At 63.5% G+C, this 19,159-nt stretch carries 19 protein-coding genes and 2 pseudogenes; 8 read left to right on the top strand and 13 right to left on the bottom strand.

Annotated features, from left to right (window positions below; translation table 11 throughout):
• Positions 1-40 precede the first annotated feature (40 nt).
• From LOKO_RS03845 to LOKO_RS03810, 8 genes are all read right to left on the bottom strand, one after another.
• Entirely contained in the window at positions 41-1,153 is a 1,113-nt protein-coding gene (locus LOKO_RS03845; protein ID WP_066445303.1) for an App1 family protein, read from the bottom strand.
• Positions 1,154-1,429: 276 nt separating this feature from the next.
• Positions 1,430-2,800, bottom strand: coding sequence for a chromate efflux transporter (chrA, locus tag LOKO_RS03840; protein ID WP_066445300.1), 1,371 nt, complete (start codon positions 2,798-2,800; stop codon positions 1,430-1,432).
• Positions 2,801-2,941: 141 nt separating this feature from the next.
• A complete protein-coding gene (cysN, locus tag LOKO_RS03835; RefSeq protein WP_066445297.1) occupies positions 2,942-4,384 on the bottom strand; it encodes a sulfate adenylyltransferase subunit CysN in 1,443 nt (480 codons plus the stop codon).
• Positions 4,385-4,548: 164 nt separating this feature from the next.
• Positions 4,549-5,523 carry a sulfate adenylyltransferase subunit CysD gene (gene cysD / locus LOKO_RS03830; RefSeq protein WP_083517412.1) on the bottom strand — a complete coding sequence of 325 codons (975 nt, stop codon included), beginning with the start codon at positions 5,521-5,523 and terminating at the stop codon, positions 4,549-4,551.
• Between the two features lie 126 nt (positions 5,524-5,649).
• Positions 5,650-6,372, bottom strand: coding sequence for a phosphodiesterase (locus LOKO_RS03825; RefSeq protein ID WP_066445295.1), 723 nt, complete (start codon positions 6,370-6,372; stop codon positions 5,650-5,652).
• A 33-nt stretch (positions 6,373-6,405) separates the two neighbouring features.
• Positions 6,406-6,852: a DUF1249 domain-containing protein gene (locus LOKO_RS03820; protein WP_066445289.1), complete on the bottom strand. Its 447-nt coding sequence runs from the start codon at positions 6,850-6,852 to the stop codon at positions 6,406-6,408.
• A gap of 1 nt (position 6,853) precedes the next feature.
• On the bottom strand, positions 6,854-7,516 hold the full coding sequence (locus LOKO_RS03815; protein WP_066445286.1) for an NUDIX domain-containing protein: 663 nt from the start codon (positions 7,514-7,516) through the stop codon (positions 6,854-6,856).
• A gap of 142 nt (positions 7,517-7,658) precedes the next feature.
• Positions 7,659-8,294 (bottom strand): tetratricopeptide repeat protein, encoded by a 636-nt coding sequence (locus LOKO_RS03810; protein ID WP_066445284.1) that lies wholly within the window; start codon positions 8,292-8,294, stop codon positions 7,659-7,661.
• 159 nt (positions 8,295-8,453) lie between these two features.
• On the opposite strand from LOKO_RS03810, the gene greB reads away from it, so the two are divergent.
• Genes greB through LOKO_RS03795 form a run of 3 tightly spaced genes read left to right on the top strand, consistent with a single transcriptional unit; the run spans position 8,454 to position 9,488 of the window.
• Positions 8,454-8,993, top strand: coding sequence for a transcription elongation factor GreB (gene greB / locus LOKO_RS03805; RefSeq protein WP_083517411.1), 540 nt, complete (start codon positions 8,454-8,456; stop codon positions 8,991-8,993).
• A 14-nt stretch (positions 8,994-9,007) separates the two neighbouring features.
• Positions 9,008-9,265 carry a DUF4160 domain-containing protein gene (locus LOKO_RS03800; RefSeq protein ID WP_066445281.1) on the top strand — a complete coding sequence of 86 codons (258 nt, stop codon included), beginning with the start codon at positions 9,008-9,010 and terminating at the stop codon, positions 9,263-9,265.
• Positions 9,234-9,488, top strand: a complete 255-nt coding sequence (locus tag LOKO_RS03795; RefSeq protein ID WP_066445279.1) for a DUF2442 domain-containing protein — start codon at positions 9,234-9,236, stop codon at positions 9,486-9,488. The genes LOKO_RS03800 and LOKO_RS03795 overlap by 32 nt, the downstream gene beginning before the upstream one ends.
• A gap of 15 nt (positions 9,489-9,503) precedes the next feature.
• On the opposite strand, the gene LOKO_RS03790 is transcribed toward LOKO_RS03795, so the two are convergent.
• Together LOKO_RS03790 and LOKO_RS03785 are read right to left on the bottom strand one after the other, a co-directional pair.
• A complete protein-coding gene (locus LOKO_RS03790; protein ID WP_066445277.1) occupies positions 9,504-10,541 on the bottom strand; it encodes a methyltransferase in 1,038 nt (345 codons plus the stop codon).
• Positions 10,541-11,350, bottom strand: a complete 810-nt coding sequence (locus LOKO_RS03785; protein WP_066445274.1) for a methyltransferase domain-containing protein — start codon at positions 11,348-11,350, stop codon at positions 10,541-10,543. Before LOKO_RS03785 ends, LOKO_RS03790 begins: the two co-directional genes overlap by 1 nt.
• A gap of 195 nt (positions 11,351-11,545) precedes the next feature.
• Here LOKO_RS03785 and LOKO_RS03780 point away from each other — a divergent pair, with 195 nt between their 5' ends.
• From LOKO_RS03780 to LOKO_RS03770, 5 genes and pseudogenes are all read left to right on the top strand, one after another.
• Entirely contained in the window at positions 11,546-11,803 is a 258-nt protein-coding gene (locus LOKO_RS03780; protein ID WP_066445272.1) for a hypothetical protein, read from the top strand.
• A gap of 203 nt (positions 11,804-12,006) precedes the next feature.
• Positions 12,007-12,216: pseudogene (locus tag LOKO_RS19750) on the top strand (FAD-binding protein); the annotation flags it as partial.
• Positions 12,211-13,797 (top strand): annotated as a pseudogene (locus LOKO_RS19145) (type VI secretion system Vgr family protein); the annotation flags it as partial. The pseudogenes LOKO_RS19750 and LOKO_RS19145, both read left to right, overlap by 6 nt.
• A gap of 24 nt (positions 13,798-13,821) precedes the next feature.
• Positions 13,822-14,889: a Tle-like phospholipase domain-containing protein gene (locus tag LOKO_RS20695; protein WP_470303291.1), complete on the top strand. Its 1,068-nt coding sequence runs from the start codon at positions 13,822-13,824 to the stop codon at positions 14,887-14,889.
• Positions 14,890-14,915: 26 nt separating this feature from the next.
• Positions 14,916-15,761, top strand: coding sequence for an ankyrin repeat domain-containing protein (locus LOKO_RS03770; RefSeq protein WP_066445271.1), 846 nt, complete (start codon positions 14,916-14,918; stop codon positions 15,759-15,761).
• 79 nt (positions 15,762-15,840) lie between these two features.
• Here the strand turns inward: LOKO_RS03770 and LOKO_RS03765 are convergent, their stop codons facing one another.
• The 3 genes from LOKO_RS03765 to gshA form a co-directional block, all read right to left on the bottom strand.
• Positions 15,841-16,713: an alpha/beta hydrolase gene (locus LOKO_RS03765; protein ID WP_066445268.1), complete on the bottom strand. Its 873-nt coding sequence runs from the start codon at positions 16,711-16,713 to the stop codon at positions 15,841-15,843.
• 187 nt (positions 16,714-16,900) lie between these two features.
• Positions 16,901-17,431 (bottom strand): disulfide bond formation protein B, encoded by a 531-nt coding sequence (locus tag LOKO_RS03760; protein ID WP_066445265.1) that lies wholly within the window; start codon positions 17,429-17,431, stop codon positions 16,901-16,903.
• Complete coding sequence (gene gshA / locus LOKO_RS03755; protein WP_066445262.1) at positions 17,431-19,050, bottom strand: glutamate--cysteine ligase; 1,620 nt, start codon at positions 19,048-19,050, stop codon at positions 17,431-17,433. The genes LOKO_RS03760 and gshA overlap by 1 nt, the downstream gene beginning before the upstream one ends.
• Between the last annotated feature and the right edge of the window lie 109 nt (positions 19,051-19,159).

Raw genomic sequence — 19,159 nt, 5'->3', positions numbered from 1 at the left:
GGGTTTCACGGTGCAGAGGGAAGCACAGGCAATATCAGCATCAACTCGTCTCTTCGCGGGAATCCCGGCGAACCGCCTGCAAGCCCTTCTCTGAGATGAAGCCCCGGTCATGGGCATGTACCGCCATCGCCGTGCTATCGGCAGCAAGTATAAGTTCGCAGTCGGTATGGGCGATCTCCTGGCGCAGGCGGTCGATGGCGCGCTCGCGGTCAACATGGCTATCGACACGGCGGATGTAGATGGCCATCACCCCGCCGGGGGGCTCCTTGACGATCCGGGTATAGACTTCGGGATCATGCTGACCGCTGTCACCAATCAGTACGCAGGGCAAGTCGTCAAAGAGATCCAGCATTCGGGTTATCAAGGCATACTTGTGCTCTTCGGCGCGGCGCGGCCAGGGCCTTCGCCAGGTGATCCCCCACTCACGCAGGAACAGGATCGGCCCCACCGGGATGTCATTCATCTGGAAGAATTCCTCGAGCATTTCGTAGATGCTCCATGGGCCCCGCGAGACATACAGGATCGGGCGGCGAGCCTCTTCACTCTGGCCGACATAGAGCGCCTGGTAGAAGGCAGACACGCCGGGAAAGGCGGTACGCTGGTGGGCCTGCTTGACGAACAGCCGGTAGAGCATGCGCAGCTTGTCAGCCACGCCGGTATACATCACCGTATCGTCAATATCGCTGATCACCAACAGGTCGGTGTCTTCCGGAGGAATATAGACGTCGGTATAGCTGTGGATGGGCTCCGCCCCGTCATGGGTCACGACGTGAAGGTCGGCGCGATGCCAGGAGATGTCCAGCGGCAGCGGTTCATGCAAGGCGAGCTTCGCGTTGAAATAGCCGTCATGATCCGTAGTCACGGTGATGTCGTTGCCACCGAGGGTGACGTGCACTTCCACATCGGGCAGCCCTCGCCTGACGATGCGCCGCGCCACATCGGCGACATCCCGCAGGGCACCATAGGGAGGAATCACACGCCCCAGCCTGGTCTGGCGGAAGACACGCCCCATCAGGAATGCCTCGCGGGTGGAGCCATAGCCACGGTAGGGATGCACCACGGGACCGCCACGGCCGCGGTCGCTCTTCATCGGCCTGGCGATGGCGCGTAGCAGGCGCCGGATCCGTTGCGGTGCCCGGGGGCGATCAGCCATCAGGCGGAGTCCCCGGCAACAGCATCACGCCATGGTCTCGGCTCGGCCTGTTCAACCTGCATGATGGCTCTCCTTGTCCTGCCCGTGTAGCCCCTTCCTTCCCTGCCTGCACTGCGTGCCTGGCCCCTGCCCATAAACCGGAAGGCGTACTGGCCAGTGTGAAGCATTACGTCCCAAGATCAAGCCGGACGGCGCCCCTGGCACGGTATGTCCATGCAACGCAGCGATTGGCTCGTGCAGGCATTTGGCTCGCGCAGGCATTTGTGCAGTGTTTCCCTAACTCAGCAGGGAAAACACCATGCCAAGCAGCGCACAGGCGCCCAGCACCTTGAGCATGCCCAGCTTGAAACGGAAGATCGCCAGCATGGCCCCGGCAGAGAGCAGCAGGGCCAATGGATCCAGGGTGGCCAGGTCGGGAATCAGCAGCCGCAGGCCCGCCCCGCGCCACTCCCCCACTTCGCCGAAAACCACATGAATGCCGAACCACACAGCCAGGTTGAGCACCACTCCCACCACGGCGGCGGTGATCGCCGTCATCGCGCCGCTCAGGGCGGCGTTGTCGCGCAACCGCTCCACGTAGGGGGCACCGAGGAATATCCACAGGAAGCAGGGCACGAAGGTCACCCAGGTGGTCAGCACCGCGGCTAAAGTCGCCGCCACCCAGGGGTCCAGGGTGCCGGCGTCGCGAAACGCGCCCATGAAGCCGACGAACTGCACCACCTGGATCAGGGGGCCGGGAGTGGTCTCGGCCATGCCTAGCCCGTCGAGCATCTCCCCCGGGGCCAGCCAGCCATAGTTCTGAACCGCCGCCTGGGCCACGTAGCTCAGCACCGCATAGGCACCGCCGAAGGTGACCACGGCCATCTGGCTGAAGAAGGTGGCGATCTGGGTAAAGACACTGTCGAAGCCCAGCACGGCAATGAGCAGCAGCACCGGGGTGAGCCACAGGGAGAGGAAGATGGCCGAGACCTTGAGCGACCAGGCCCGGTTGACGCGGGCATGATCCGGCAACTGCTCGCCGAGCAGCGACTCGCTGTCGGCAAGCCCCTTCTCCCCGTTTGCGCCATGGCCGCCCCCTACCTGGAACAGCGGCGAGCCCGCCCGACCGCCGAAGTAGCCGATCAGGGCCGCCGAAACGATGATCAGGGGGAAGGCGATGTCCAGAAAGAAGATAGCCACGAAGGCCGCGGCGGCAATGCCCAGCATCACGTTGTTCTTCAAGGCCCGCTTGCCGATCCGCACCACGGCGTTGACCACGATGGCCAGCACCGCCGCCTTGAGACCGAAGAAGAGCCCTTCGACCAGGCCCACGTTGCCCAGTGCCGCATAGAGGAAACTGAGTGCCAGGATGGCAATGAACCCCGGCAGCACGAAGAGTGTGCCCGCCAGGAGGCCACCCCGGGTGCGATGCATCAGCCAGCCGATGTAGATCGCCAGTTGCTGCGCCTCGGGGCCGGGCAGCAGCATGCAGTAGTTCAAGGCGTGCAGGAAACGGTTCTCGCCGATCCACTTCTTCTCTTCCACCAGGATACGGTGCATGACCGCGATCTGCCCCGCGGGTCCGCCGAAGCTCAGCAGAGCGATACGCAGCCAGACATGCACAGCCTCGCGGAAGGGAACATCATGGGGGACGGCATCGGGCGGCATAGGCGTTCCTGGTGCGGTAGGGAAAAGCGATTCGACAGCCGAATAACGAAGCCCCGCTATATTAGCAGGGCTTCGTAGATAGCATTAACAAGGCTTCGAAGACAGTATTAGCAGGGCCTCAAAGACAGCAGGATGACGCGATCAGCGTGTCAGCAGGTTGCGCACGTCCTTCGCCTCCCAGTGCGGGAAGTGCTTGCGCACCAGCGCGTTGAGATCCGCCTCGAAGGCCGCCCAGTCGACCTCACTGCCCTGCTTGGCATCATCTTGCACAATGGAGCGAATCATCCCCGCCCCCACGGTGACATTGGTCAGCCGGTCGATGACGATGAAGCTGCCGGTACCGGGGCTCTGCGCATAGGGATCCAGGGCCACCTCGGCGGTCAGCTCGACGCGGCAGCGAGCGATGGCATTGAGCTCGAGCTGATCGGTGCCGTGCCGCTCCAGGGTGTTGACGTCCACCTTGTGGTGAATGGTGCGCACCTGGCCGGAGACCGAGCGTCCCGCCAGGCGGATATCCACCTGACGGCCCGGCGCCAGGGGCTGCTCGTGCATCCAGACGATATCGGCATCGAAACTGTTCGACAGGGCGATATCGGCATCCTCGGCGACAATCCAGTCCCCACGGGAGATATCGAGCTCGTCTTCCAGGGTGACGGTAACCGCCTGGCCCGGCCAGGCGGCTTCCAGATCGCCGTCGAAAGTAACGACCCGCTCGACGCGGCTGGTCTTGCCCGAGGGCAGCACCTTGACCGCAAGCCCGGGGCGCAGCACGCCCGCTTCGAGGGTACCGGCATAGCCGCGGAAATCCAGGTTCGGGCGGTTGACGTACTGCACCGGAAAGCGCAGGTCGACCACGTTGCGATCCCGAGACACCTCAACGGTTTCCAGCAGCTCCAGCAGGGCCGGGCCGGGCTCGCCGTCGACGGCATACCAGGGCGAGCGGTCGCTGCGATTGACCACGTTGTCGCCTTCCAGCGCCGAGATCGGCACGAAGCGGATGTCGCTGGCCGACAGTTGCTCGGCGAAGCGACGATAGTCGGCGACGATCTCGTTGAATCGTGCTTCCTCGAAGCCCACCAGATCCATCTTGTTGACCGCAATCAGCAGGTGCTTGATGCCCAGCAGGTCGGCGATGAAACTGTGCCGACGGGTCTGGGTCTGCACCCCGTAGCGGGCATCGATCAGGATGATCGCCAGGCTGGCGTTGGAGGCGCCGGTGGCCATGTTGCGGGTGTACTGCTCGTGGCCCGGGGTATCGGCAATGATGAACTTGCGCTTGTCGGTGGAGAAGAAGCGGTAGGCCACGTCGATGGTGATGCCCTGCTCCCGCTCGGACTGCAGGCCGTCCACCAGCAGCGCCAGGTCCACGGCATCGCCGGTGGTACCGCTCTTCTTCGAATCCCGGGTGATCGCCGCCAGGTGGTCGTCGAAGATCATCTTGGAGTCATGCAACAGCCGACCGATCAGGGTCGACTTGCCGTCGTCGACGCTGCCGCAGGTGATGAAGCGCAGCAGGTCCTTGTTCTCGTGCTCGTGTAGGTACTGCTCGATATTGTCTGCAATCAATGTCGATTGATGGGCCATGATGTCATCCCGATAATCTTTGGTCAGACGCTGAGAGAAAAGTCAGCGAGCGATGGCCGGACAAGGCAAACAGCGGTGAAAGAGCGGAGTTTACTGTAGTAAATGAGCATCTTGAGCCGATGTTTAACGCCGTATGGCCGAGCGCAGCAAGTTTTCGCCAGCGGCTAGAAGTACCCCTCGCGCTTCTTCTTCTCCATGGAGCCGGCCTGGTCGTGGTCGATGGCACGGCCGCTGCGCTCGCTGGTACGGGTCAGCAGCATCTCCTGGATAATCTCGGGCAGGGTGGCTGCCTTCGACTCCACTGCGCCGGTGAGCGGATAGCAGCCCAGGGTACGGAAGCGCACCCATTTCTCCTCAGGCACTTCTCCCTCGGCCAGCGGCATGCGCTCGTCGTCGACCATCACCAGCATGCCGTCTCGCTCGACGACCGGGCGCGGGGCGCTGAAGTAGAGCGGCACGATAGGAATCTGCTCCAGGTGTATGTACTGCCAGATGTCCAGCTCGGTCCAGTTGGAGAGCGGAAAGGCGCGGATCGATTCGCCCTTGTTGATGCGGGCGTTGTAGAGGTTCCACAGCTCCGGCCGCTGGTTCTTGGGGTCCCAGCGGTGAAACTTGTCGCGGAAGGAGAACACGCGCTCCTTGGCACGGCTCGCCTCCTCATCCCGGCGAGCACCGCCGAAGGCGGCATCGAAGCCATACTTGTTCAGCGCCTGCTTGAGGGCCTCGGTCTTCATCACGTCGGTATAGCCGCTGGAACCGTGGTCGAAGGGATTGATGCCGGCGGCACGCCCCTCTTCGTTGGTATGCACCAGCAGCTCCATGCCCACCTCAGCCGCCATGCGATCTCGGAATGCGATCATCTCGCGGAACTTCCAGGTGGTGTCCACGTGCAGCAGCGGAAACGGCGGCGGGCCGGGATAGAAGGCCTTGCGCGCCAGGTGCAGCATCACCGAGGAGTCCTTGCCGATGGAATACATCATCACCGGGTTGGCAAACTCGGCGGCCACCTCGCGAATGATATGGATGGACTCGGCTTCCAACTGCTGGAGATGGGTCAGGCGCTGGGGCGAAAGAGACGCCTGCTCCGCTCCGGCAGCCTGGGCGGCCGGCTCGCGTGCGGGTGCATGAAGACTGGTCATCGGCCCGGGTACCTCGCATGACTAAGGGCAAGAAGGATCATGCGACACAGATTAACGCCGGAACCATAATAACGTAAAAGAATGATTGCCTATCTTTTTAGTCGATATGCGAATAACGCTACACTATCAGAGGTCGACACGCTCCACCCAAGTCAGCCACTCGCCGTCGGTCAGGTCCACGATGCGATAGCCGGGACGAGAGGCCTCGTCGATGGCGAAATCAGCCGAGCCGGGCAGGAACTGGTCGGTGGTGGAGGGGGTACCGTAGACAGCCACCCCCTGCCGACGGCTGGCCAGCGCCTGATGAATGTGACCGCAGAGGATCATTCTTACCTGGGGAAAGTCGGCCAGCGTCTGCCATAGGGCGTCGCGATCCTTTAGCCCGATGGCATCGAGCCATTCCGAGCCCAGGCCAAGCGGCGGATGATGCATCGCCAGCAGCGTAGGCCGGTCGTCCGCTACCAGCTGCTCGACCAGCTCGGCAAGACGCGTTTCCCCGATCTCGCCATGGGCCTGGCCAGGTACACTGGTATCCACCGTCAACAGGCGCCAACCGCCGAGGTCGACCTCCCGTTGGATGGCCTTGACCGGCTCCATCAACTGGGGCTGGTCGTGGTTGCCGGCCAGCCAGAACCAGGGGCAATCCAGCCGCGACAGCAACCCATGAGCCAGCTCATAGGAGGCCGCGGTCTCGTCCTGGCTGATATCGCCGGTGACCAGCACCAGGTCGGGATGCTCACCGATGGCGGCGTTCACCACCGCCTCGAGTTGGCGCAAGGGGAAGCCGGCCCGGGAGCGTGCCCGGGGATCGGCATGGAGGTGGCAGTCGGTGATCTGGACGATACGCATCAGGGCAGCTCGCTCATCAAGGTAACGCCCTCGTCAAGGCAGTTCGGGCAGGTCGGCGGGGTGGCCGTGCGCCAGGCCATGGGCCAGCCACTCTCCAAGGAAGCGATTGAGCTGCAGTTTTTCGTCGGGCTGGAACATGCGCAGGTTGGGGTAGCGGTAGCGGCCGTCGAAGTGACGTTCGCGCTGAAAATCGGTGACCTCGGCCATGCGCACATCATGATAGAGATGCACCCGCATGCGCGGTGGCTCGATGAGCCCCTCCATGAGGCCGCTCTGGGTCACCCGCGCCATGGTGGTATAGGGCGCCTGCTCGAGTATCTCAAGATGCAGGGTGCCGAAGCGGCCGTTCTGCCCTGTCAGCTCCAGCTGTCGGGTTTCACCCGCGCCCAGGTCGCCCAGCAGCCGGGTCAGGCGCAGGTAGTTGGCACTGCATTCACCCTGCAGGCCCTTTAGATCGGTCACATAGGCGGTTCTTGCCACGCTACCTCCTTGCTCTCAGAGACGCTCGCTCGGCAGCCAGCCAGTAAAAGGCGATAAGACACATGGCATTGTCGAGTCGGCCAGCCTGCAGGAGTTCCCAAGCCTGAGTAAACGGTAGCACGTGAACGCGAATGTCCTCGTGCTCTTCGTCGAGCCCATGCACGCCTCCCAGGCCCCCACAGTCCACCAGGGCACAGTAGAGGGTGACCCGCTCGTCGCAGGCACCGGGGCTAGGGTAGTAGGTATGCAGTTCGATCACCTCGTCGACGGGGCAACCGGCCTCCTCCATGGCCTCGCGACGAGCCACCTCGGCCCGGCTCTCTCCCGCTTCGACCAGGCCTGCCACCACTTCGAGCTTCCAGGGCGAAACGGGGTCGGCCAAGGCACCCGCACGAATCTGCTCCACCAGCACGACGCAATCCCGCTCCACATCGTAGAGCAGCACCCCTACGGCATCATGGCGGCAATGCACCTCGCGCACCACCTCACCGCTCCAGCCACCGTCGAAGAGCCGATGGCGAAGGTGCACCTCCTCCAGGCGAAAGAAGCCCTGATACAGGCAGCGCCGTTCGCGCAGCTCCACATCGTCCGCCGAAAAAGCGGGGAGAAGCGTGAGCTCGCGACTCTGGTCGTAGTCGAGGTTCTGGTCGTGGCTGTTGGGCATGCCATTCTCCAATCGACGAATGGCGACCATTATCATGACCGGGGCCCGAAATGCCAACTGCCGTGCGGTCAGAGCGACCGGCACGGCAGCGAAGGGCAGGGCCAGGAGGAGGGTTGAGGAAGAAAGAGTCAGGCAGAAAGGATCAAAGCGTCCCCAGCAGGGCTCTTGCCTCTTCCCGCAGTGCCTCGTCGGACGTCTCCCGGTCCGGACGCGCCGTGCCATCCACGGCACGCTGGGCATGTTCGCGGGCCTCCGCCTGGCGACCTTCATCCTCCAGGAAAGCGGCATAGTAGAAGTTCACGTCGATGCCGTCCGGTCGAATCTCCAGCGCACGCTGGAACATTTGCTCGGCGGTATCGCTGTTGCCGAAGCCGACCGGACGACCCGGCGCGCGGTCATACAGTGCCCCAAGTGTCACGTAGGCAGAACCGTTACCCCCTTCCGGGTCGAGTTCAATGGCCTTTTCCAGGGCGTCGCGGGCGCTGCGCGCACTGCCAAGGGCGCCCAGACCACTGCGCTCACGGGCATGAGAGGCCTCGATGATGCCATACCAGATCAGCGGCTGGGCCTCCCCTGGATGGGCCTCTGCCAGGCGCTCGGCCTCGTCGGCGAGCGACTTCAACGCACGGCGACGATCACCCTCGGCGCGCTGTGTATTGATCTGCTCCCAGCGCTGCTTCAGCGCTTCCACGTCACCTTCCCAGGCGACGGCGCTGCCGAGCGGGGCCAGTGCAATGCCGATGCCCAATGCAACGGCAAGTAGATGGTGTCGAATCATGTCCGGTCTCCTTGGGGTTATTCTTGAACGGTACGACGGGTTCGTTCATGCAATGTAACGAACGTTTGAATGAACTTCCAGTTCCCGTATTCACCCCTTGGCCCCCAGCGGGAGAATGGCGTATGTTGCGACTCTCAGTCGAAACAGGAGCGGAATGGCATGAAGGGCCGCAACATGACCCGCTGGCGCGACCCGGCCAAGGACCCGCGCCAGGAACCCAAGAGCAACCTGATCACCCTCGAGGGGGCGGAACGCCTGCGCGGCATCCTCGACCACCTCTCCCGGGTGAAGCGCCCGGCCCTGTCGGCCAAGGTGGGTGAGGCGGCGGCACTGGGGGACCGCAGCGAGAACGCCGACTACACCTATAACAAGAAGGAGCTCAATCGCGTCATCGCGCGGATCCGCTACCTGACCAAGCGGCTCGACGAACTACAGGTGGTGGACCGGCTGCCGGCGGCGACCGACAAGGTCTATTTCGGTGCCTTCGTCACCCTGGAAGACGAGGAAGGCGAGGAGATGCGCATTCGCATCGTCGGCCATGACGAGACCGATACCGTCAAGCGCTGGATCAGCGTCGACGCACCCTTGGCCAAGGCTCTGCTGGGCAAGGCGCTGGACGACGACGTGACGGTGAAGGCACCGGCCGGCGACACCACCTACGTGATCACGGATATCGCCTACCGCGATCCACAACAGTAACGCATGGAGGCACCATGCCCGTGGTATTCCGCTACAAGGGAATTCGTTTCTTCTTCTACTCGAATGAAGGAAGCCCGCTGGAACCCATGCATATCCATGCCGAGAGCGGAGACGGCGAAGCCAAGATCTGGGTCATGCCACAAATCGCCATCGCCAACAGCTGTGGCTACAATAGAAAGCAGCTTGCACAGCTCATGCAGCTGGTGGAAACACATCGCAGCGAGATCGAGAGGGCCTGGAATGAGCATTTCCGCCAAGACCGTCAGCTTTGACGAGCACACCATGTGGGTCGAACTCAGCGACGGCCGGACCCTGGGCGTGCCCTTGGCCTGGTTCCCTCGCTTGCTGCATGCCAGCCCCGTTGAACGCGATCAGTGCCGGATCAGCTATTCCGGAAAGGGACTGCACTGGGACGACCTCGATGAAGATATTTCCGTCGAAGGCCTGATTGCCGGACGCGGCGACACGACCCAGCACCACGGACGCGTCGCCTGAAGGCTAACCTGAATATCAGGAGAAGCAGCGCCTCGCCTTCACCGCTCGATAGACCCGAAAGCGCCGGTCATCGGCAAGGATTTCGAAGCCGCCGAAGGCGCTCTGCAGCAGATCCGGGTAGGGCAGGAAGGCGTTGGCCACCAGGATGAGCTGGCCGCCCGGCACCAGGTGGTCCGGCGCCTCGCGGATCAGGCGCCCGGCCGGACCGTAGTCGATGCTGCGCTCCTGATGGAACGGGGGATTGCTGACGATGACCTCGAAACGACGCTCGCCCAGGGTCGAGTAGACATCGCCGGCCAGCGCCTCGCCCTGCAGGTCGTTGGCTATCAAGGTGCGCCGGGTCGCCTCGACGGCAAAGCCATTGACGTCCACCGCCGTGACCCTGTGGCCGCGCCGCGCCAGCCAGGCTGCCAGCACCCCGTCGCCGCACCCCATGTCGAGTAGCTCGCCCCGCCCCTTAGCACCACCTTCCGGCAGCACATCCTGCAACTGCTCGAGCAGCAACCTGGTGCCATCATCAAGCTTGCCGTGGCCGAACACGCCCGGGTGGCTGACCAGGGTCAGTCCCTCGGCCTCGAAGGAGGACCAGGCCGCATCCGGGTCGATATCCACACGGTCCAGGCGTGTCTCGAATAGCGAACAGCGCCGGGCGCTATCGCGCTTGCGACAGCCCAGCCCCAGCGCCGCCAGCACCTTGAGCACCCGCCTGATGCCGCCCTGGTTCTCCCCCACCAGCTGCAGCCGCGTTCCCGCAGGCAGGTTGGCGCAAAGCCACAGCAACCACCACTCTCCCAGGGCGTGGGCCTTGGGCCAGAACAGCACCGCTCCCGGGGGCTCTGCTGACACCGGAGCATCGAAGGGGGAGCTGGCCGCAAGGCCTCGGGCCCGCCAGGCTTGCAGCACTGCATGATCGGCGCTGAGCACGCTGCCCTGCCCTGCCCCATCCTCAGCGCCCTCGAGCCAGGCGTCGCGGGGCGGCGCTACCCACAGCCAACCTCGGTAGTCGGCGTCCTGGCGTTCGAGCAACTGGCAGACCGGGGTCTCGGCAGGCATCAGGATCTCCTTGAGCAGGTGGCGGTATCGGTGCGAACCAGGGTATAGAGCAGGTAGCGGCCCAGCCGCCAGTGGGGTTCCGTGCGGCAGTAGCGCTGCTCGAGCGCCACCAGCCGGGTCCAGTCGGCCTCCGTGGTCGGCGGGTGGCGCAGGTAGTCGTGGAAGACTCGAACTCCTGCTACTGCCTCGATGGTCAAGCCGTTCTCTGCGCTCCAGGTCTCAATCTGGTCGTGAGTCAACGGGGAGATCGGCGTCAACCGCTGACGCTTGCCGGTGCCCTCCAGACGGTCATCCAGCGCCTTCTCGAGATTGCCCTTGACCACGTTGGACATGCGCAGCGCATCGCGGTTGAACACCATCAGCGACAGCTGTCCTCCCGGCGCAAGGTGTCCTGCCAGGATGGCCAGCGCCGCCCGGGGATCGTGCAGCCACTCCAGCACCGCATGACAGACAATCAGCGGCCAGGGGTCCGCCGCACGCTGCGGCAGTGCCTGCAGCGATGCCTCGACGAAGGTGATCGGCTGCCCGGCCAGCGCCTGACGGGCATGATCGAGCATATCGGCGGCCGGCTCGACCAGAGTGACCGCATGGCCACGTCGGGCAAACCAGCCCGAGAGCTGACCCAGGCCACCCCCCACGTCGAGCACCGGCTGGTCATCGAGGCGGAGCATTTCCGGCAGCAGGCGATCGAGCAGGGCCAGGCGCAGTGCCCCGCGAGGGCCACCATAGAGGCTGCCGGCAAACTTCTCGGCCAGACCGTCGAAGTGACGATCTCCATCCGACGAGAAGGGAGAGACGGGGAGTGACATAGTGGGCTCGGAACAAGGGATGAGAAGGCATTCTACCCGGGCAGAACCGGAAACGTCGAAGGTAGAGCCCGGGCCCGGTAGCCCCCTGAGCCTGTGCTTGTATATCCTATGCTTACATTAGAGTAGTGGTAGGCTTCTTATTCCTGCGCTAGCATCGAGAAGCACCATGAGCAAACATGAGGCAGGAGGCCCTGAATGTTCAAACGTACAAGGAAAGTGTTGTGCCCCGAGTGTAATGGTAGCAACTTCTGGAACGCCAACCCCAGGCTCTCCGATGTGCTCCACTGCCGCTACTGTCACACGAAGATCACCACCTACGAAAAATACGTGGAATCAACCGCCCAGGAAGAAGCACAGCGCCTGCTGGCGGAATTCATGGAAATTGATGTCTCGCAGGATCTCACCCACCTCAAGACCATCCTTTCAGCCCCCGAGCATCGCATGAGACTTTGAAGTAAGAGATCTTGCGATTATCGTCACAATCGGGTAGGGGCCGGGGTCACCCCCGGCGCCCTCCCACACCACCGTACGTACGGTTCCGTATACGGCGGTTCATGAAGAACGACTAAGCCCCTCTTACCGTTTCGAGTACCGAGATCCTGGATGGCAGCAAGGTGGCCGAGGGCGACGTGCTGCTTGGCATCGCTTCCTCGGNCGACGGCATCGCCGACAAGCTGGGTGCCGCCATCGGCGCCTCACGGGCCGCGGTGGACGCCGGCTTCGTGCCCAACGACATGCAGGTGGGCCAGACCGGCAAGATCGTCGCCCCCGAGCTCTACATCGCCGTGGGCATCTCCGGTGCGATCCAGCACCTGGCCGGGATGAAGGACTCCAAGGTGATCGTGGCGATCAACAAGGACGAAGAGGGGCTATTTTACTTCCACGAGTTCTTCGAGACAGGCGAGGATGAGGTGGGTGGCGCCCACCGCCTGGTCTTCGCCGACGACCCCCAGGTGCTGGCCAGCCTGGGCGAGCGCACCTATCACGGCCGCGCCGGCGGCACGCCGCCGCTGCGCCACCTGCGCAAGCTCAAGCAGGTCTCCCGGGTCCGCCCCGCCTCGGCCATGCTCAAGGATTACTCCTTCAAGCAGCCGGCGTATGCGCAACTTCATGAACAGATGGCGGAAGGGCTGGAGGCGCATGGCCAGCGGGCCGGGGTTGATAAAGAGTATGAGCATTACGACTCCCCCGGCCGCTACAAGGCCGACGCCTCCGGCGAGGCCTTCACCCGCATCCGCCTGGAACACCTGCGCCACGATGCGCTGACCGCCGAGGCCGAGAGCGACCTGCCCGAGCTCGCCCCCGGCACCCGTTTTGTACTCACCGACCACGATGCCGACAGCCTCAACCGCGATTGGCAGGTGGTCTCGGTGGTGCATCACGGCAGGCAGCCCCAAGCACTGCAAGAGGACGCAGTGGGGGCGACAGGAGGCACCCGCTACCACAACGAGCTGCGGCTCACCCCCGCCGACACCGCCTGGCGCCCCGAGCCCAACCCCAAGCCCCGCGTCGACGGCCCGCAGGTCGCCTTCGTGGTCGGCCCCGAGGGCGAGGAGATCCACTGTGACGAGCACGGCCGGGTCAAGGTGCAATTCCCCTGGGACCGCTACGCCGAGCCTGATACCGCTGGGGCTGGCGGCGAAGCCGCTGTAACCGCCGGGGCTGGCGGCGAGGCCGCTGTAACCGCCGGGGCTGGCGGCGAAGCCGCTGTAAAAAGCGGTCCAAGTGCGTGGATTCGCGTCAGCCAGGGCTGGGCCGGCGGCGGCTACGGCAGCATCGCCATACCCAGGATCGGGCACGAGGTGATCGTGTCCTTCCTCGAAGGCGATCCGGATCAGCCGCTGATTACCGGGCGGGTCTACAACGCCGTCAACACACCGCCATACGAACTCCCGGCCCACAAGACCCGCACCGTGCTGCGCACCCAGAGCCACAAGGGCGATGGCTTCAACGAACTGCGCTTCGAGGACGAAGCCGAACGGGAACAGATCTGGATGCACGCCCAGAAGGACCTGGAGCTGCTCACCAACAACGACCGCACCGAGGAGATCGGCAACAATAGCTTCCTCACGGTGCACCATGACCGAATCAGTGAGATTCACCACGACGACCATCTGACCGTGCGCGGTCAACGCCACGTCCAGGTCGACGGCGACGACCACCTGATCGTCGGCGCCACGCGCCATGAGAAGATCGGCCGTGCCCGACTCATGGAAGCGGGCCAGGAGATCCACTACAAGGCAGGCGACAAGGCGGTTATCGAGTCCGGCGCCGAAATCACCCTCAAGGCTGGCGGCAGCTTTATCAAGCTCGACCCCAGCGGCATCACCATCGTCGGCGCCCAGGTGAGGATCAACTCCGGGGGCAGCCCTGGCTCGGGAAGGGAACAGGCCGCCACGGCGGCGTTGCGCCCGGGGCAGGCCGTTGTCGAAACAAGCGACGACGTGACGCTCAAGGCAGCCGGCCACTCCATGGAAGCCGGCGGTCTCATGGCGGCCACCCTTGCCACTGCGACCAGCATCACGCCGGAGCCCGATGCCATGGATGACAACGCCATGGAAGCGCGAGTGGAAGAGCCAGCTATCGATCCGGAGGAGGAGGCACGGCAGAAGGCGGCCCGCTGGCGGTGTCGCCAGGAGCAGATTGCGGCAGCCAGGCAAAAGACAGCAACCATGCCGGCCAATGACGAGCGCGCCCACTTGCTGGCGACAACCGAGCGATTCGAACGGAACAATATGGCAGTGGAGCATGCTCGCCTATCGCAGCATGTCTATCATCCTGACCAGCCTGCACCAACGGGGTGGGCGGATATCAGCCAAGATGAGGAATTATTGGCTGATATGGACCTCGATCCAAGACAACTGCAACCAGTAGATAGCAATTTTGGTGCTGGTTTTTATGCACCAAACCCTGCGATTTATGGTGACTCCCTTGAGCTCGCGCTAGCATTCAAAGGAACCAATTTTTCTGTAACTGAAGACATCAAGAACAACTTGGCTCAAGGCATGAACATCAATGCGGAGTATTATGAAAGAGCTGTATCGCTTGGAAATAGTCTTAAAGAGTCTGGCGCGAAGATACATATCACAGGGCATTCACTAGGTGGTGGACTGGCATCCGCAGCTTCTCGAGCCAGCGGCCTCTCAGCCACCACCTTCAATGCCGCGGGGTTGCATCCCAAGACGGTGGAACGCTATGGCGGCACGCTGCATAAGCCGGCTATCGAGAATATCCAGGCCTTCCGTATCAATGGCGATATCCTTACCAGTCTGCAGGAGCATGGCTGGGGCTCGACCCTGGCCGGAGCCGGCATCGGCTCGTTGATGGGCGGATGGAAAGGCGCGGCTTTCGGCGCGCTGGGCAGCAACGCGCTGGCCGTGCTGATGCCGCCGGCGGTGGGCACGCCCTACCGGCTCCCCGGGCGGGGAACGAACCCCATCGAGCGGCACAGCATGGTCCAGGTCATCGAGGGGCTGGAAGCCCAGAAGGCGAAGGACCAGCGCATTATTGCCGATGCCACCGGCCGGCACTGCCGCTAACCAAGGGTCAATAGCCAGGAGCCACCATGCCCAACACCAGGCCGCGATACGCTCGAATCAACTGCGCCATTTTCATTCTGTTGCTGGCGACCCTGCTCGTCAGCGGCTGCCAACCATCCAAGGGACTCAGCATGTCACGCAACTACTCTGCCGAGGATATCTTTACCGGCCCGCAGCTCGAGCTGGCCCGGGCCATCGAAAGTAACGACATGGCTGCGCTACGCCGGAGCGCCGTAGGGGTCGATCTCCATGCCCAGGGCAGGCAGCAGATGACGCTGATGTGGTTTGCAATGATGCAGAAGAATACCGATGCCATCCGCACCCTGGTGGAGCTGGGCGTACATCCCAGCGACGATGAAATGGATGGCATGCCGGCGCGCACCCCTCTGGGAGCCGCGCTGATGAGTGAAGATACGTTCTATCTGGAAGCCATGCTTGATGGTGGACTCTCACCCAATGATGCCAAGGATAGTGATACTCCTCTGCTTGAGAAAGCAGTTATTAGCAGTACATTAGATCATGTAAAGCTGCTGGTAGAGCGAGGTGCAGATATAGACACCAAATCAGCACTGGTAGGTAGAACAGCTTTTGATTTAAGCACTTCAGGAACGAAGCCAGAGGTTGCTATCTATCTGCTGGAACACAGCAGCGAGCCCAACGTGCGCACTGGAACGGGCGTGACCACTGCTTGGCGTGTTCATCTAAGAATCCAGGATCTCCAACCCGGCCCTCTGCGTAACGACTTTATCAAGCTCCGCGATATGATGATTGAACGCGGCGTCGAATTCCCACCTCCCTCCCCGGTAGAGATGCGAGAACAGATGCGGGCCGAAGGCCTGACCCCTCGGGTGCCCCCGGGCCATGATCGCTGATCGATTATCACCGGCGATGGGCTACCAGGCCAGCGCACTCGAGTGTCCGTCTCTCGGGTGCCGGGGTCTGCCCCCGGAATCAGCGATGGAAGCTTTTGATCCACTCGACGAAGCGCCCACCGGGGCGGTAGTGATCGAGAATGGAGAAGTGGTCGTCGGCTTCCAGGGTATCGGCACTCACTTCGATGCCCTGGCCACGCAGATGCTCGGCGTGGGCCAGCATCTGCCGCTCGAACTCGCCGGACTCCTTGCCACCGGCCACCAGGAAAACCCGGGCCGGTACCCGGCAGTGCTGGAACAGCGGGCTGTAGTCGGCAACATCTCGCCCAGTGAGCTGAAGCTTGGGCTGCAGCCATGACCAGGGAAAGGGGCGCAGGTCATAGAGACCGCTGATCGCCAGCACGCCACGGATCAGGTCGCCGGGCAAACCGTAGTCTCCCTCCCAGTCGGTGGCCAGCAGCATGGCACAGAGGTGGCCGCCGGCGGAGTGGCCGGAAACGCTCAGTTGGCGGGGATCGACGCCCAGCGATTCGCCGTGACGATGCACCCAGGCCACCGCCGCCCGGCTCTGGCGCACCAGTTCGCTGAACGGCACGGCGGGACAGAGCGCATAGTTGACCACCGCCACGGTGATGCCGGCCTCCACCAGGCCGTCGACGATAAAGCCGAATTCCTTGTGGCTCAGCGAGCGCCAGTAGCCACCGTGAATGAAGAGGTGTACCGGTGGGGGGCTGTCCGCCTGAAAATCGCCATGGGCGTGGAAAATATCCATGCATTCGGCAAGGGTCGGGCCGAAGGCCACGTCCTGTGTCACTCGGTAGCGCGCACGGGAGGCCTCGCTCCTCTCGCGCCACGCTTCCAGCAGCGTCGGCATCGCCAGCGGGTCACGGCCCCGCGAGGGGTCATACTCGCGGTCGATCTCCTCCTGGGTGGAAAACTCCCGATAGAGCATTTTCGGCTCCTGTGATCATCATTGTTCTTGGGAAACGCTGCACAAATGTCTGCGCGGAGAAATCGCTGCGTTGCGCGGTGCTCGGAGTCCTCACCTATACCGCATAGGCTCCGGGTCCTGCGCTCCGTGCGCCTTGCGCTTCACTCCGCTCGCCGATTCGTTCAGCGCTTCCCTTGGTGGCTGTGATTCATGCCAGGGCGGCTCGGCGCTCCCGGAAGGCCGACAGCACCATGCCCAGCGGGGCCAGCGCCAGCACCAGGAAACCGATCAGGGTCCAGCCGGGCAGCGAGATACCCATGAGCAGGAAGTCGATCTCTGCGCATTCGCCGGAGCCCGAGAACACCATGGCCATCACGTCGCGCAGCGGCAGGACATCCATCATGTAGTCGAGTCCCGGGCCGCAACTCGGCACCTGGTCCGGCGGCAGCGATTGCAGCCAGAGATGGCGCCAGGCCACCGCGATGCCGCCGATCACGGCGGCCAACGAGAGTCCGCTGTAGGCCACCGCGCCCATCCGTCCCCGTGGGTTGTGAATGGCAGCAACCAGAAATACCGCCGCCGCCGCCAGCACCGCCACACGCTGGAAGATACAGAGCGGACAGGGTTCCAGGCCGGCAATGTGCTCGAGTCCCAGCGCCACCAGCATCATCAACGCACAGAAGGCCAGACCGGCAAGGCTCCAGTGACGCACGCTCAACCGCTGCAGTGACGAAACCATCAGCCCTCCCTCCGGCTTTCCGCCACAGCGGCACGGGGCTCACGGGCACTGTCGAAGTAGCGGCTCAGAAAGGTGTCGAAGTCCTCGACATCGCCGGCTTCGATATCGCCCTGCTGTTGATGAGAGGTCTCCACCAGCTGATCGAACAGCGCCTCGCGGGCCGGGTCCATGGGCTCGGCCTGCAGCCTTTCGGCCTGCTGCTGCGCCAGGGCGAGAACAGCATCGACAAACTCCTCGCCGCTCTCCTCGAGCTGGCGCAATAGCTTGCCGGATGGCGTCAGCGAGGGGTCGGAGAGGCTCGGCAGTTGGGCTGCCAGGGCGTCGCGGTGCGGCGAGCCCTCTTCGAGCTGGTCGAGCAGCTCGGCCACCTGCTCCATTTCCGCTACGATTTCCCCGCCCCAGTCGGCAACCGAGCGACGCTTGCCATCGTGCTCCAGGCGTAGCTCGGGGTCGCGCCCGCGCTCCACCACACGCTGGCGGTTGTCGTCGAGACGGTCGCACTCCTCGTCGGGAATCCAGGGACTCTCGGAGAGCAGGCACCACATGAGGAAGGTGTCGAGGAAACGCAGACGGGGCTCGTCGATACCCAGGGCGAGTGAAGGGTCGAGATCGAGACAGCGCACCTCGATGTACTCCACGCCGCGCGCCTCCAGCGCCTGGCTGGGGGTCTCGTTCTGGCGGGTCACCCGCTTGGGGCGGATGTCGCTGTAGTACTCGTTCTCGATCTGCAGGATGTTGGCATTGAGCTGTTGCCAGCTACCGTTTTCCTCTACGCCCATGGCCGCATAGGCCGGCCAGGGCGTGGAAATGGCGTGCCGCAGGGTGCCGACATAGTTGGACAGCGAGTTGAAGCAGATCTTCAGCTGCGCCTGCACCTTGTTCTGGTAGCCCAGATCCGACATGCGCAGGCTGGTGGCATGGGGCGAGATCAGGGTGTCGCGACCATGGGCCTGCAGCTTGTCGGGAATCCTGCCGTCGGGGAGGAAGCTGCGGTCCAGCGCCGGCGAGGCACCGAACAGGTAGAGCAGCAGCCAGCTGTGACGGCGGAAATTGCGAATCAGGCCGAAATAGCGACTGGAACGATAGTCGTTCATGGGGGTGTCGGCTGCGCCATCCCGCTCCCGCAGCACCTCCCACAGCTCGTTGGGGAGGGAGACGTTGTAATGAATGCCGGCGATAGCCTGCATGATCCGGCCATAGCGCACGTCCAGCCCCTTGCGGTAGACGTGCTTCATGGTGCCCACATTGGAGCTGCCGTAATCGGCGATGGTCACGCTGTCGTTGCCATCGAGGCGCGACGGCATGCTGGCCGGCCAGATCAGCTCATCGCCCAGGCGGCGATAACTGAAGCGGTGCAGGTCGGCCAGGAAGGCCATGGCATCGCCAGGGCGGCAGTACACCGGGGTAATATACTCCAGCAGCGCTTCTGAGTAGTCGGTGGTGATATAGGGGTGGGTCAACTTCGAGCCCAGCGCCCGGGGATGCGGTGTGTCGGCGATGCGGCCCTGGGCATCGACGCGCAGCCCCTCCTTCTCTATGCCCCGCAGCAGGCGACCGAAGCGACCCTGGGCGGCAAGAGCGGAAAGGTGTGAAACGATGGCAGTATATGAATCAGACAAGGCATTGACCCCATGTCTCGGAAGCCTGATACAGGTTCCCCGGTCGAAGCGTACCGGCCGCCGGGGGCGGCCGACAATGGGCTGACAGATGTAGATGAGAGTATGGCGT

The sequence above is a fragment of the Halomonas chromatireducens genome (genome assembly GCF_001545155.1).
Classification (GTDB): Bacteria; Pseudomonadota; Gammaproteobacteria; order Pseudomonadales; family Halomonadaceae; genus Halomonas; species Halomonas chromatireducens.
This window is presented reverse-complemented; position numbering and strand designations above follow the sequence as displayed.